The sequence below is a fragment of the Mesorhizobium sp. LNHC252B00 genome (assembly GCF_000502955.1).
Taxonomy (GTDB): domain Bacteria; phylum Pseudomonadota; class Alphaproteobacteria; order Rhizobiales; family Rhizobiaceae; genus Mesorhizobium.
The window spans coordinates 263,832-277,621 of sequence record NZ_AYWO01000004.1 but is presented as its reverse complement, the minus strand read 5'-3'; the positions used below and the strand labels follow the sequence as shown (position 1 = coordinate 277,621).

The window sequence follows — 13,790 nt, the reverse complement described above, 5'->3', positions numbered from 1 at the left end:
GCCTACTCCAAGTTGACGTCGCCAGTCTTGCGCTCGCGCCTTGTGACAGAGACCGCCTCCGCCTTGAACGGCCCGATTGGAGCAACCTCGAAGCGGCCGGCGCCGGCAAGCCTGACGGCGCGGCGGAACGTCGGACACTCCATCGGCCGGGCTGCCGGACATCGGGCGGCGTGACGCAAAGCCTCTCGGATCGCGGTCAGGCGCTGGATGGTTTGGTCAAGTTCGTTCGCCTTGGCATCCAGGCGCCCTCGATCCATTTTCGGCAGGCCGTCGGGCGTCAGCATCGCGGAAATCTCGTCCAGTGCAAATCCACCGGCGCGTCCAAGCGCGATCAAGGCGAGCCGTTCCAGGACGGCCGGGTCGAACAAGCGGCGCTGGCCGCGACGGCCGATCGAGGCAATGAGGCCCTTCTCCTCGTGGTAGCGAAGTGTCGAGGCGGGCACGCCGGTGCGGCGTGACACTTCGGCAATATCCATATCTTCTTGACCTCAAGTCGGCTTGAACTCGTAGAGTGCTCGCGACGAGCGGTGAGAGCAACAGCAAGTGAGGTCCGTTATGCCACAATCCGCGCAGCCAAACACACGGCAAGCCGCGCTCTGGAATGATGTCAGCGGAAAGGCCTGGGTCGAGATGCAGCCGATCCTCGACGAGGTACTGGCGCCGTTCGAGCGGCTGGTAGTCGATGCCGGCTCTCCCGGGGAAGGGGGCAATGTCCTGGACATCGGCTGCGGCGCCGGCGCTACAACTCTGGCGATGGCGCGCCTCGTGGGCAACGACGGACGTTGTGTTGGGCTTGACATCTCGCAGCCGCTTGTCGCCCTGGCGACGGAGCGCACGCGGCGGGAAGAGGTAGCAAACGCAAGTTTTGAAGTGGGCGATGCCCAGGCGTATGCATTCGAATCTGGGCACTTCGACGCTGTTGTCTCGCGCTTTGGTGTCATGTTCTTCGATGATCCCGTGGCCGCGTTCACCAACATAAGACGGGCCGCAAGGCGCGGTGGCAAACTCGCCTTTGTTGCTTGGCGCAGTCCAGTCGAGAATGATTTCATGACGACCGCTGCGCGAGCGGCTGCGCCTTTCCTGCCGCCCGCACCCGCGCCAGACCCCGATGCGCCGGGGCAGTTTGCCTTTGCCGACGGCGCCAAGGTGAAGCGGATCCTTGACGCCAGCGGCTGGGCATCAATCGAAGTCGAACAGGTGGACGTCCTGTGTCAGATCGCCCAAGACGATCTGATGACGTACGTCACCCGGCTAGGGTCGGTCGGCGCCGCGCTGCGCGAGGTTGACCGGGCAACGGCCGAAAAAATCACTACGGTGTTGCCTGCTGCGTTCGCGCCTTTCATGGAGGACGGTGAGGCTCGCTTCAATGCCGCCTGCTGGCTGGTGACGGCGCTGGCTTGAAGGGGGCGTCTGGCTATCGGTAAAACCGATATCGCCTTTCTGATAAATCAATTTGCGAAACCGGGTTTTTCACAGCACTTTCCGATTTCAGGGACAAGCCGCCATCAGAGCGGCATCAAGTCCAAACGGACGAACTGACTTTTTCAGGCTGCGCGTGACCCCTGGCGAGGACCGAAAACCGGCTTTCGCAGTCAAGCGCCAAAATGGGAGATCGACGATGAATTCATTCCTCAAGTCATGCACTGCCTTGACGATCGCGCTGACCTTCTCCGGCCAGGCCGTCGCCCAGGTCAAGGAACTTGGCAAGGGCGAAGGCCAGCTCAACATCGTGGCGTGGCCGGGCTACATCGAACGCGGCGAAACCGACAAGGGCTATGACTGGGTGACCTCTTTCGAGAAGGAAACCGGCTGCAAGGTAAACGTCAAGACGGCCAATACTTCCGACGAGATGGTCTCGCTGATGAACGAGGGTGGTTTCGACCTTGTCACCGCCTCAGGCGATGCCTCGCTGCGCCTCGTTGCCGGCAAGCGCGTGCAACCAATCAACACCGATCTCATCCCGAGCTGGAAAACGGTCGACGAGCGCCTCAAGGACGCGCCGTGGTTTACCGTCGGCGGCGTCCATTACGGCGTTCCCTACCAGTGGGGTCCCAACGTCCTGATGTACAACACCGACGTATTCAAGGAGGCTCCCAAGAGCTGGAATGTCGTCTTCGAGGAAATGAAGCTGCCGGATGGCAAATCCAACAAGGGGCGCGTGCAGGCCTATGATGGGCCGATCCACATCGCGGATGCGGCCAACTATCTGATGTTCCATAAGCCGGAACTCGGCATCAAGGATCCTTACGAACTGAATGAGGACCAGTACAAGGCAGCGCTCGACCTGCTGCGCGTCCAGCGCACCCTGGTCGGCCGCTACTGGCATGACGCAGCTATCCAGGTCGACGATTTCCAGAACGAAGGCGTCGTCGCTTCCGGTTCGTGGCCTTTCCAGGTCAATACGCTGGTCGCCGCCAAGAAGCCGATCGCCTCGACCATTCCGGAGGAGGGCGCCACCGGTTGGGCCGACACCACGATGATGGAAGCCGATTCGGCCAATCCCAACTGCGCCTATATGTGGATGGAACATTCGCTGTCGCCCAAGGTGCAGGGTGATGTCTCGGCCTGGTTTGGTTCGCTGCCCGTCGTGCCAGCCGCCTGCAAAGGCAATGAGCTTTTGACCGACGACGGCTGCAAGACCAACGGCTACGACAATTTCGACAAGATCAAGTTCTGGAAGACCCCGGTGTCGAAATGCACCACCCAGAACGACCAGTGCGTGCCCTATTACCGCTGGGTATCGGACTATATCGGCGTCATCGGCGGTCGTTAAGCGCTCTTACCCTCCCCCTTGTGGGGAGGGTCGACGCGCAGCGTCGGGGTGGGGTCCCGGACACGATTTTGCCTATGAGGCCGCCCCACCCGCGGCCTTTGCCGCGACCTCCCCCATCGAGGGGAGGTGTAGTGGCGCGCGAATTCGCCATCCCCTGCCAGGATTTGCAGGCGAGGTGATCGACAGAACTAAACCGGCAACAGACTGACAGCACCATGACATCAGCCGTTTCCTTCCAGAAAGCCTCGCGCTATTTCGGCAGCGTTCGCGCCGTCGACGCGGTCGATCTCGAGATCGCGCCGGGCGAATTCTTCGCCATGCTGGGGCCGTCCGGTTCCGGCAAGACCACCTGTCTGCGCCTCATCGCCGGTTTCGAGCAGCCGACCTCCGGTTCGATCTCGATCTTCGGCGAACGCGCCGAAGGCGTGCCGCCCTATCGCCGCAACGTCAACACCGTGTTTCAGGACTATGCACTGTTCCCGCATCTGAATGTGCTCGACAACGTCGCCTACGGGCTGATGGTCAAGGGCGCCGGCAAGGCTGAACGGCACAAGGCTGCGGAAGAGGCGCTGGCTCTGGTGCGGCTGCCCGGCTATGGCGCTCGCCGCCCCGGCCAGCTTTCCGGCGGCCAGCGCCAGCGCGTCGCACTCGCCCGCGCGCTGGTCAACCAGCCCAGGGTGCTGTTGCTCGACGAGCCGCTTGGCGCGCTCGACCTCAAATTGCGCGAGAACATGCAGGAGGAGCTGAAGTCGCTGCAGAAGGCCCTCGGCATCACCTTCGTCTTCGTCACCCACGATCAGGGCGAGGCGCTGTCGATGGCCGACCGCGTCGCCGTCTTCAATGACGGCAAGATCATGCAAATCGGTACGCCGGAGGATATCTACCAGCGGCCGAAGACCCGCTTCGTTGCCGATTTCGTCGGCTCATCCAATGTACTGCCGCCGGATTTCGTCCAGCGTTATTCCGGCCAGCATCGCTGGGGCAGCCTGCGCCCTGAATCCATTCGCGTCGGACGAGCGGCCAGTGGTGAAGGCGTGTCCGCCCGCCTCGTCTCGACCAATTATCTCGGCGCCACGACGAAGCTGGCACTCGACGCTGACGGGCTGCGGTTGCACGCCATCGTGCCGGTCGGCACGGCCTTGCCTGGGGAAGGCGAGGCGGTCGTGCTCACCTTCAACCGCGAGCACCTGCACCTGATGGATGAGCCGGCATGATGAAGGTTTGCGCGAAGCGCCCCCCTCTGTCCTGCCGGACATCTCCCCCTCAAGGGGGGAGATCAGTAGCTTCCCGGCCTCGCCAATTCTGCCACGTAGGAGATTGGCGAAACCCGAATGGACAGCCAATCTCCCCCCTTGAGGGGGAGATGTCCGGCAGGACAGAGGGGGGCGCCGTAGAGCGCTACCTGTCTCATGATCTCCCGCAATACAGAGCGGCCCGATGACAATCGCCGCGCTCAACTCCAATCCCACCCCCGCCATCCTGCCGGGCAGCGGCGGCGTGCGCGGCGCACTGTCGGACCTCTTCTGGCGCAAGCCGAAGGTCCTGCTGCTGCTCATGCTGCTGCCACCGGTGCTGTGGCTCGGGATCGTCTATATCGGCTCGCTATTCGCTCTCCTGGCGCAGAGTTTTTTCTCCATCGACGAGTTTTCCGGCCTCATCAACCGAGAGTTCACGTTGAAGACCTATGCCGACCTGTTCCAGGCCGCCAATCTCGACATCATCCTGCGCACGGTGACGATGGCGGCTCTGGTCACGCTGGCCTCGGCCGTCGTCGCCTTCCCGATCGCCTACTACGCGGCGCGCTATGCGCGCGGCCGCTGGAAGGCGCTGTTCTACCTCGGCATCATGCTGCCGCTGTGGTCGAGCTACCTGGTCAAGATCTATGCCTGGAAGCTTATCCTGGCCAAGGAAGGAATCCTGACCTGGCTGCTCGCCAAGCTGCATCTGTCGTGGGTACTCGACGCCTGGCTGTCGCTGCCGGTCGTTGGCGGCAATTCGCTGTCGGTGTCGTTCACCGGCACCTTCATCGTCTTCGTCTATGTCTGGCTGCCTTTCATGATCCTGCCGGTACAGGCGGCGCTCGAGCGCGTGCCCGGCAATCTGGTCGAGGCATCGTCCGACTTGGGGGCTTCGCCGGGACAGACCTTCCGCAACGTGCTGTTCCCGCTGGCGTTGCCGGGCATAGTCGCCGGCTCGATCTTTACCTTTTCGCTGACGCTCGGCGACTACATCATCCCGCAGATCATCGGCACCTCGCGGCTGTTCATCGGCCAGGCGGTCTATTCGCAGCAAGGCACCGCCGGCAACATCCCGCTCGCCGCCGCCTTCACCGTGGTGCCGATCGTCATCATGGGATTCTATCTCTGGGGCGCCAAGCGCATGGGGGCCTTCGATGCGCTCTGATGGCTCGCAATCCGCGCCCCTCAGCCTGAAGGTGGCCGCCGCCTGCGGGCTGCTTTTCCTGCACCTGCCGATCCTGCTGATCTTCGTCTACGCGTTCACCACCGAAGAGAAGAGTTTCGTCTGGCCGCCGCCGGGGCTGACGACGCAATGGTTCGCCGTTACCTGGAACCGGCCCGACGTCTGGCAGGCGCTGTCGCTGTCGGTCAGGGTCGCGGCCATCTCGACGGCGATAGCGCTCGTCCTCGGCACGCTCTGTTCGGCGGCTGTGTCGCGGACGAAATTCTTCGGCCGCGAAACCATCTCGCTGCTGGTCATCCTGCCGATCGCGCTGCCCGGCATCATCACCGGCATTGCGTTGCGCTCGGCCTTTTCGCTGGCCGACATCCCGTTCTCGTTCTGGACGATCGTGCTAGGCCACGCCACCTTCTGCGTCGTCGTCGTCTACAACAACGCCGTCGCCCGCTTTCGCCGCACATCGGGCTCGATGATCGAGGCGTCGATGGATCTTGGTGCCGACGGCTTCCAGACCTTCCGCCATGTCGTGCTGCCCAACATCGCCACCGCGCTGCTGGCCGGCGGCATGCTGGCCTTTGCCTTGTCTTTCGATGAGGTCATCGTCACCACCTTCACCGCAGGCCAGCAGCAGACGCTACCGATCTGGATGCTGGAAGAGCTGATCCGTCCGCGCCAGCGCCCGGTCACCAACGTCGTCGCCATGGTCGTGGTGCTGGTGACGCTGCTGCCGATCCTTGCCGCCTATTACCTCACCCGCGACGGCGACCAGATCGCTGGAAGCGGGAAATGAAAAACAGCGAATAGGGAGTAGCGAATAGCGAATAGGGAAACCGACTGCCAAGACCTGCTCGCTGCTCGCTATTCGCTACTCGCTCCTGTTCAAGGAGAACCCGATGGAAACCCAGATGCTGATCGGCTCGAAATTCGAGAAGGGCACCGAAACCGAGGAACCCATCCTCAATCCGAAGACCGGGGCGACCATCCTCAACCTGCCCGAGGCCAGCCAGGCACAGATCGAGGCGGCGGTACTGGCGGCCGAAAAGGCGTTCTTCCTGTGGTCGCGCACCACGCCGGCGCAGCGCTCCGGCTATTTGCTTAAGATCGCCGACCGCATCGAGGCCGACGCCAAGGAGTTCGCCACGCTCGAGGCGCTCAATTGCGGCAAGCCGATCAATGCCGTGCTCAATGACGAAATCCCGGCGATCGTCGACTGCTACCGCTTCTTTGCCGGCGCCGTGCGCTCGATGCCGGGCGTCGTCGCCGGCGAATACATTCCCGGCCACACCTCGATGGTCCGCCGCGACGCAATCGGCATCGTCGCTTCCATCGCGCCGTGGAACTACCCGCTGATGATGATGGCCTGGAAAGTGGCGCCGGCGATCGCCGGCGGCAACACCGTCGTCTTCAAGCCGTCCGAGCAGACGCCGCTGACGGCCCTGAAACTGGCGAAAATCCTTGCCGAGATCCTGCCTGAAGGCGTGGTCAATGTCGTGCTCGGCCGCGGCGACAGTGTCGGCAACACGCTGATCAACCATCCCAAAGTCAACATGATCTCGATCACCGGCGACGTCGCCACCGGCAAGAAGGTGCTGCAGGCGGCCGCCAAGTCGGTCAAGCGCACCCATCTCGAACTCGGCGGCAAGGCGCCGGTCATCGTCTTCGACGATGCCGACCTCCGCTCGGTGGTTAACGGCCTGCGCGCCTTCGGCTACTACAATGCCGGCCAGGATTGCACCGCCGCCTGCCGCATCTATGCCGGCAAGAAGATCTACGACAAGCTTGTCGCCGATCTGTCCTCAGCCGTCTCGACCATCAAGTACAATCGCCCAGACGACACCGAAAACGAGATCGGGCCGCTGATCTCGCGCCGCCAGCGCGACCGTGTTTCGAGCTTCGTCGAGCGTGCCTCGGAACTGAAGCACATCGAGATCACCACCGGTGGCAAACCGGGCGAGGGCTCCGGATTCTATTACCAGCCGACCGTCGTTGCCGGCGCCCTGCAGGAAGACGAGATCGTGCGACGCGAAGTGTTCGGGCCGGTCGTCTCGATCACCCGTTTCACCGAAGTCGACGAGGCGGTAAACTGGGCGAATGACAGCGACTATGGCCTTGCATCCTCGGTGTGGACCAAGGACGTGTCCCGCGCTATGGCGACGGCTGCCCGCCTGCAATATGGCTGCACCTGGATCAACACCCATTTCATGCTGACCAACGAGATGCCGCATGGCGGACTGAAACAGTCCGGCTACGGCAAGGACATGTCGCTCTACGCGCTCGAGGACTACACCGCCGTCCGGCACGTGATGGTTGCGCATAGCTAGCGCTTGGAAATGCAAGCACTCAGAAGGAGGAATGACCATGCATCGCCGCCAGTTTCTGTCATCCGCAGCCATCGCTGGAGCACTGTTGGCCACTGGGCCATCCTTTGCTGCCGACACCGCCCAATCGGTCGTCGAAGCCTATCTCGCCGCCTGGAATGCCCATGATTCGACCAAGGCCGCCAGCTATTTCGCCGACGACGTCATCTACTACGATGCCTCGGTCGGCACCCCGGTCAAAGGCAAGGAAACCGCCAAGACCGGCGTCATCGACAACTTCCTCAAGGCCGTTCCTGATGCCGTCTGGACGATGAAGGGCGCGCCTGTGGTGGAAGGCGACCGCGTCTCCTTCGAATGGGAGTTTTCCGGCACTAACACAGGCGCTTGGGCCGATGGCACGGCCGCCACCGGCAAGAAATTTTCCTTCACCGGCGCTTCGATGTTCTCGATCAAGGACGGCAAGATAGCCACCCAGAGTGACTACTATGACGCGCTCGGCTTCTACAAGCAGCTTGGCCTGATGTAGAGGCACCGTTCGTGGGGAGCAGGAAGAACGGTTCGAAGGACCGGTATGACGCAGGGCCAACCTTTAAAAGCTGGCCTCTGCCCCGATCTGTCTGCCGGCATCTTCTTCCCGTAAGCGGCGAGAAGAGAGCACTACTCCACGATGCGGTAGATATTCCACAGGCTGGTGCCTGACACGACGTAGGGCTCCATCTCCTTGCCCCACTTGGCGTGCGCGTCGATCTTGCCGATCTTGGCGAAGAAAGCCTCCAATTGGGCCAGGCTCTCGACCTGGTGGTGCGACTCGACCGTCGCTTCCCGGGCGCCGATCGAGCCGGTCATAATCTTGAACTCAAGGTCGGCGAGTCCGACCTGCGAGCCGATCTCGCGTTCCCATTTCTTCAACAGGTCGAGCACGGTCTGCTTGTGTCCGAACTTGGCGTCGATCTGCCATCTGGCGCTGAACATTGTCTTCTCCTCCGGGGTTGCGGCCGGGGCATGATCCAGAAAAGTGGAATCCGATCGGGATCAGGCACCAGCACTGAAACAGAGCCCATCCCGATTCAATCGGGATGGGCAGCTTCGCCGTTGACCTACTCGTCCCATGCCTGCACGACGGTCTGCCGTGCAATCAGCCCATTCTTCAGCTCCAGCGTCGCCGCGCAGAACACCTTGGTGCCGTCCGGATAGGCGCAGGCTTGCGTGAAGGCGAGGTTGTCGCCCTCGGCGATGGTGGTTTCGACCTTATGGGTCATCGCACGGCTGCAGATGTCGTCCCAGAACGTGCTTATCGCCGCGCGCCCGCGAATTTCACGCGGCTTGCTCGGTGGGTTGTTGCGGTCGATCACCCGCACCAGCGCGTCGTCGGCATAGAAGCTCGACAGCATCCTGCCATCACGGCCTTCGATAGCCTTCTTGATCGACGCGCCATTCACTGTTTGGGTCTTGGTCAGCATTTCATGCTCCATTGGCCCGTCTTCCGACGGGCGGTTGATGGTCGAAGTGCTGCCCGGCGTTCATCGCCGGGCAGTGATTTCTTCACTGCGACTTCGCCTTGACGGCGGCGAACAGGTCGTCGGTCTGCTTCTTGAAGGTGGCGAGATCGACCTGGCTGCCATTGAGCATCGTCGACCAGTGGCGCACGATCGCCGCCATCGCCACCGCCTCCACGCGGTCCACCTCGGTCACGGCGCTTGTCGAACAGGATCAGCCGCGAGAAGGCCGAGAGCCGTTTCAAGAGGCGGCTATAGCCTTCGTCTTCCCACTGCAGGTCGAGGTTGGAAATGAAGCCCGGCACGAAGACGAGATCGAACGGCCCCTGCCCGACCACCTGATAGGCGAGCCGCACATCGCCGCTGCGAGCGTATCGGGTCTCGATCGGCCTCACGAGGTTTTCCGCCTGGCCTGACGATTTCTGGTCGTAAACCATAGCAGAGCAACGCCGATCGGGGCAGCCCAAACCTTAGCGATAAGGAATATACGCCGGCGTGGCTCGACGATTATTTTTGCGAGGCGGCGATGTCGGCCGGAGAAGCCTTGAGCCCGAGCCTGATGTCGGCCTCGGCTGGTGTGATCGGTCGCTTGATCCTGGCGGAGGCAGCAACCACCAACTCGTTGAAATCCGCGGTGCCGCCGTCCAGCATCTCGAAGAACTGCCGCCGCATTCTCGGCTCCCAGAACTTGTTGATGTGCTCTGCGACGCCGGCAATGCCTTCCTCGCGCGGCTTGGAATGGAAAAAATCGGCGATCTGGTTCGCCATGCGCACCAGCTTCTCGCTGGTGCTCATGATGTGTTCTTCGTCATGCGACATGCTTGGCAACTCCGCAAACCACCCGGTCGGGGTGGGTGAAAATATCAAAATCGTCGCCGCGAACCAGCGCCACCAGCGTCATGCCAGCCTCTTGCGCCGTGCGGATGGCCAATGCGGTCGGCGCCGAGACGGCGATGATGAAGGCCGAGCCGATAGAAGCCGCCTTCTGCACCATTTCGACCGAAACGCGCGACGTCACCACGACAGCACCGGATGCGCCGTCGATGCCGGCCTTGGCCAGCGCGCCAGCCAGCTTGTCCAGCGCATTGTGACGGCCGACATCTTCGCGCGCCATGACGATGCCCTTGCCGGGCACATAGAAGCCGGCGGCATGCACCGCTCCGGTCTCGCTGTGCAGAGGCTGCACTTTCGACAGAAGCTTGACCGAGGCGGCGATATCGTCGGCATCGAGCGTAAGCTTCGACGCACTAACCGCATTGACCGAGCGCATTGCTTCTTCGATGGATTCGATGCCGCAGAGCCCGCAGCCAACCGGGCCGGCCAATCGCCTGCGCCGCGCCTCGAAGCGCGTATTGGCGGTGTCCTTCAACCGGATCTGGATGTCGATGCCGGCGCCATGGTCCTCGACCTCGATCGCTTCGATCTCGTCGGGCTGCGCAATGATGCCTTCGGTTAGCGAGAAACCGAGCGCGAAATCCTCGAAATCGGCTGGGCTCGCCATCATCACCGCATGCGTGGTGCCGGCGAAGGAGAACGCAACCGGCGTCTCTTCCGGCACCATGCGGTCGGCTGCGGCGGTGCCGCTGGCGCGGTGCGCGAGACGGGAAATCTGGCTGATTGGCTGGCGTTGGCGGGTCACGCAGCACGCCCCTCTGGCCTGCCGGAAAAGCCGTCCCCCACTCCGTCGCTGCTGCGCAGCGCCACCTCTCCCCCCTCCGGAGGGAGAGGAAGGGCGCCTCCCGGCAAAGGCTCGCGCCTTTCCTCTCCCCCGTCGATCGGGGGAGAGGTGTCGAGCGAAGCTCGACGGAGTGGGGGTCGACCAACCGTCGAGATTGAAGCTCTTGCTGTCGAATGCCTCGACACAGCTACTCCGCCGCTTCCAGTTTCGCGATGCGACGGCTCTGCTTGGCTTGCTCGTCATAGTCGCGCTGCCATTCCGACGGCCCGTTCGAGGCGCCGACCTGCACCGCCGTCACCTTGTATTCCGGGCAGTTGGTCGCCCAGTCGGAGAAGTCGGTGGTGATGACGTTGGCCTGCGTGTCCGGATGATGGAACGTCGTGTAGACGACGCCTGGCGACACCCGGTCCGTGATCAGCGCGCGCAGCGTCGTCTCGCCCGAGCGGCTGGTCAGCCGGACCCAGTCGCCGTCGCGCAGTCCGCGGTTCTCGGCATCGTGCGGGTGGATCTCCAGCCGGTCCTCGCCGTGCCACATGATGTTATCGGTGCGCCTGGTCTGCGCTCCGACATTGTACTGCGAAAGGATGCGGCCGGTGGTAAGCAGCAGCGGGAAGCGCGGGCCGGTCCTCTCGTCCGTCGCCACATATTCGGTGCGGATGAACTTGCCCTTGCCGCGCACGAACCCATCGATGTGCATGATCGGGGTGCCGAGCGGTGCCTTCTCATTGCAGGGCCATTGCACGGATCCGACACGGTCGAGCAAGTCGAAGGAAACGCCGGCGAAGCTTGGCGTCGTCATCGCGATCTCATCCATGATCTCGGAAGGATGCCGATAGTTCCAGTCCAGCCCGATCGCGCGGGCAAGCTCCTGCGTCGCCTCCCAATCGGCATAGCGCGCCTTCGGCTCCAGAACCTTGCGCACCATGTTGATGCGGCGCTCCGCGTTGGTGAAGGTGCCGTCCTTCTCCAGGAAGGTCGAGCCCGGCAGGAAGACATGGGCGTAGTTCGCCGTCTCGTTGAGGAAGAGGTCGTGCACGACGACGCATTCCATGGCGGCCAGCCCGGCGGCGACATGCTTGGTGTCGGGGTCGGACTGAAGAATGTCCTCACCTTGGATGTAGATGCCCTTGAAGCTGCCGTCGACGGCGGCATCCAGCATATTGGGGATGCGCAGGCCGGGCTCGTCGTCCAGTTTCACACCCCACAAGGTCTCATAGATGTCGCGCACGGCTTCGCCGGAGATATGGCGATAGCCGGGCAGTTCGTGCGGGAAGGAGCCCATGTCGCAGGAGCCCTGCACATTGTTCTGGCCACGCAGCGGGTTCACGCCGACGCCCGGCCGGCCGATATTGCCGGTGGCCATGGCGAGATTGGCGATCGCCATCACCGTGGTTGAACCCTGGCTGTGTTCCGTCACCCCGAGGCCGTAGTAGATCGCGCCGTTGCCGCCGGTGGCGTAGAGTCGGGCCGCGCCGCGGATCGCCTCTGGATCGACGCCGGACAGCTTGCCGACGGTTTCCGGGCTGTTCTCCGGCAGGGCGACGAACGACGCCCAATCCTGGAACTCCGTCCAGTCGCAGCGTTCGCGGATGAAGGCTTCGTCGAAAAGACCTTCGGTGACGATGACATGTGCAAGCGCCGTCAGCACGGCCACATTGGTGCCGGGCTTCAGCGGCAGATGATAATCCGCTTCGATATGTGCCGACTTGACCATCTCGGTGCGCCGCGGATCGAGCACGATCAGCCTGGCGCCCTGGCGCAGCCGCTTCTTCAGCCGCGAGGCGAACACCGGATGGGCCGAAGCGGGATTGGCACCGATGACGACGGCGACGTCGGTGTAATCGACGGAGTCGAAATCCTGCGTGCCGGCAGAGGTGCCATAGGTCTGGCCGAGCCCGTAGCCCGTCGGCGAATGGCAGACGCGTGCGCAGGTGTCGACATTGTTGTTGCGGAAGCCCTGTCGCACCATCTTCTGGACGAGATAGGTTTCCTCGTTGGTGCAGCGCGACGAGGTGATGCCGCCGATCGCGGTGCGTCCGTACTGGTACTGGATGCGGCGAAATTCCTTGGCCGTGTGGGCGATCGCCTCTTCCCAGCTCACCTCGCGCCATGGATCGGTGATTTTTTCCCGGATCATCGGTGACAGGATGCGGTCCTTGTGGGTGGCGTAGCCATAAGCGAAACGGCCCTTCACACAGGAATGGCCGTGGTTCGCCTTGCCCTCCTTGTAGGGCATCATGCGAATGACCTCGTCTCCCTTCACTTCGGCCTTGAACGAGCAGCCGACGCCGCAATAAGCGCAGGTGGTGACGGCCGAGCGTTCCGGCAGGCCCTTGGCAAGCACCGTTTTCTCGCGCAGCGCATCGGTCGGACAAGCCTGCACGCAGGCTCCGCAGGAAACGCATTCCGAATCGATGAATGCCTCGTGCATTCCCGCCGAGACCCTGGATTCGAAACCACGGCCCTCGATGGTCAGCGCAAAAGTGCCCTGGACCTCCTCGCAAGCCCGCACGCAGCGCGAGCAGACGATGCATTGCGAGGCGTCATAGGTGAAATAGGGATTGGACTCATCGCGGGCGATGTAATCGACCGCCAGCGAGCCGTGGCCAGGCGCCACGCCACCTTCCGGCTTGACGTGGTTGCGGCCCTCGATGCCGTAGCGGTTCTCGGTCAGGCCGATCGACTTCGCCACCGCATCGAATTCGCTGACGCCGGTTCCGGCCTTCTCGTTCCAGCCAGTCGGATGGTCGGAGACGTAGAGTTCCATGACACCGCGGCGAATGGCGTCGAGCCGCTCGGTCTGCGTACGCACCACCATGCCCTCGCCGACGGGTGTCGTGCAGGAGGCCGGCGTGCCGCCGCGCCCTTCGATCTCGACAAGGCAGATACGGCACGAACCGAAGGAGTCCAGCATGTCGGTGGCGCAAAGCTTCGGGATCTCGACCCCGCCTTCCATCGCGGCACGCATGATCGAGGTGCCTTCCGGGACGGTGATGCTGCGGCCGTCGACGTTCAGCGTGACCTGCTTCTGCGCCTTCGATTCCGGGGTTCCGTAGTCGATCTCTTCGACGAGGGACGGGAAGTCGGCCTTGATGTTCATCTGCCAG

General features: G+C 62.9%; 13 protein-coding genes and 1 pseudogene. 7 read left to right on the top strand and 7 right to left on the bottom strand.

The genetic code is table 11. The annotated features are described in order from the left end of the window. Positions 1 to 2: 2 nt before the first annotated feature. Positions 3 to 476 carry a helix-turn-helix domain-containing protein gene (locus X744_RS161420; RefSeq protein WP_023758235.1) on the bottom strand — a complete coding sequence of 158 codons (474 nt, stop codon included), beginning with the start codon at positions 474 to 476 and terminating at the stop codon, positions 3 to 5. A 79-nt stretch (positions 477 to 555) separates the two neighbouring features. Between X744_RS161420 and X744_RS161425 the strand changes: the two genes are divergently transcribed. From X744_RS161425 to X744_RS161455, 7 genes are all read left to right on the top strand, one after another. Beyond that, positions 556 to 1,401 (top strand): class I SAM-dependent methyltransferase, encoded by an 846-nt coding sequence (locus X744_RS161425; protein ID WP_023758234.1) that lies wholly within the window; start codon positions 556 to 558, stop codon positions 1,399 to 1,401. Between the two features lie 217 nt (positions 1,402 to 1,618). Next, complete coding sequence (locus X744_RS161430; RefSeq protein ID WP_023758233.1) at positions 1,619 to 2,773, top strand: ABC transporter substrate-binding protein; 1,155 nt, start codon at positions 1,619 to 1,621, stop codon at positions 2,771 to 2,773. Positions 2,774 to 2,988: 215 nt separating this feature from the next. Further along, on the top strand, positions 2,989 to 3,987 hold the full coding sequence (locus X744_RS161435) for an ABC transporter ATP-binding protein (RefSeq protein WP_023758232.1): 999 nt from the start codon (positions 2,989 to 2,991) through the stop codon (positions 3,985 to 3,987). A 223-nt stretch (positions 3,988 to 4,210) separates the two neighbouring features. After that, the gene (locus X744_RS161440; protein ID WP_023758231.1) at positions 4,211 to 5,176 is read left to right on the top strand and encodes an ABC transporter permease; all 966 of its coding nucleotides are present in this window, start codon (positions 4,211 to 4,213) and stop codon (positions 5,174 to 5,176) included. Further along, entirely contained in the window at positions 5,166 to 5,981 is an 816-nt protein-coding gene (locus X744_RS161445) for an ABC transporter permease (RefSeq protein ID WP_023758230.1), read from the top strand. The genes X744_RS161440 and X744_RS161445 overlap by 11 nt, the downstream gene beginning before the upstream one ends. A 103-nt stretch (positions 5,982 to 6,084) precedes the next feature. Beyond that, positions 6,085 to 7,512, top strand: a complete 1,428-nt coding sequence (locus X744_RS161450; RefSeq protein ID WP_023758229.1) for a gamma-aminobutyraldehyde dehydrogenase — start codon at positions 6,085 to 6,087, stop codon at positions 7,510 to 7,512. Between the two features lie 31 nt (positions 7,513 to 7,543). Further along, positions 7,544 to 8,035 carry an ester cyclase gene (locus X744_RS161455; protein ID WP_023758228.1) on the top strand — a complete coding sequence of 164 codons (492 nt, stop codon included), beginning with the start codon at positions 7,544 to 7,546 and terminating at the stop codon, positions 8,033 to 8,035. 131 nt (positions 8,036 to 8,166) lie between these two features. Here X744_RS161455 and X744_RS161460 read toward each other — a convergent pair whose 3' ends face one another. The 6 genes and pseudogenes from X744_RS161460 to fdhF all read right to left on the bottom strand — a co-directional run bounded on the left by X744_RS161460 (position 8,167) and on the right by fdhF (position 13,783). After that, positions 8,167 to 8,481 (bottom strand): hypothetical protein, encoded by a 315-nt coding sequence (locus tag X744_RS161460; RefSeq protein WP_023758227.1) that lies wholly within the window; start codon positions 8,479 to 8,481, stop codon positions 8,167 to 8,169. 125 nt (positions 8,482 to 8,606) lie between these two features. Next, complete coding sequence (locus tag X744_RS161465; RefSeq protein ID WP_023758226.1) at positions 8,607 to 8,969, bottom strand: nuclear transport factor 2 family protein; 363 nt, start codon at positions 8,967 to 8,969, stop codon at positions 8,607 to 8,609. Between the two features lie 82 nt (positions 8,970 to 9,051). Beyond that, a pseudogene (locus X744_RS1000000173465) lies at positions 9,052 to 9,198 on the bottom strand (carboxymuconolactone decarboxylase family protein); the annotation flags it as partial. A gap of 314 nt (positions 9,199 to 9,512) precedes the next feature. Next, positions 9,513 to 9,824 carry a formate dehydrogenase subunit delta gene (locus X744_RS161475; protein ID WP_023758224.1) on the bottom strand — a complete coding sequence of 104 codons (312 nt, stop codon included), beginning with the start codon at positions 9,822 to 9,824 and terminating at the stop codon, positions 9,513 to 9,515. Then, entirely contained in the window at positions 9,814 to 10,644 is an 831-nt protein-coding gene (fdhD, locus tag X744_RS161480; RefSeq protein ID WP_023758223.1) for a formate dehydrogenase accessory sulfurtransferase FdhD, read from the bottom strand. The genes X744_RS161475 and fdhD overlap by 11 nt, the downstream gene beginning before the upstream one ends. Before the next feature lie 226 nt (positions 10,645 to 10,870). Further along, complete coding sequence (fdhF, locus tag X744_RS161485; RefSeq protein WP_023758222.1) at positions 10,871 to 13,783, bottom strand: formate dehydrogenase subunit alpha; 2,913 nt, start codon at positions 13,781 to 13,783, stop codon at positions 10,871 to 10,873. Positions 13,784 to 13,790 lie beyond the last annotated feature (7 nt).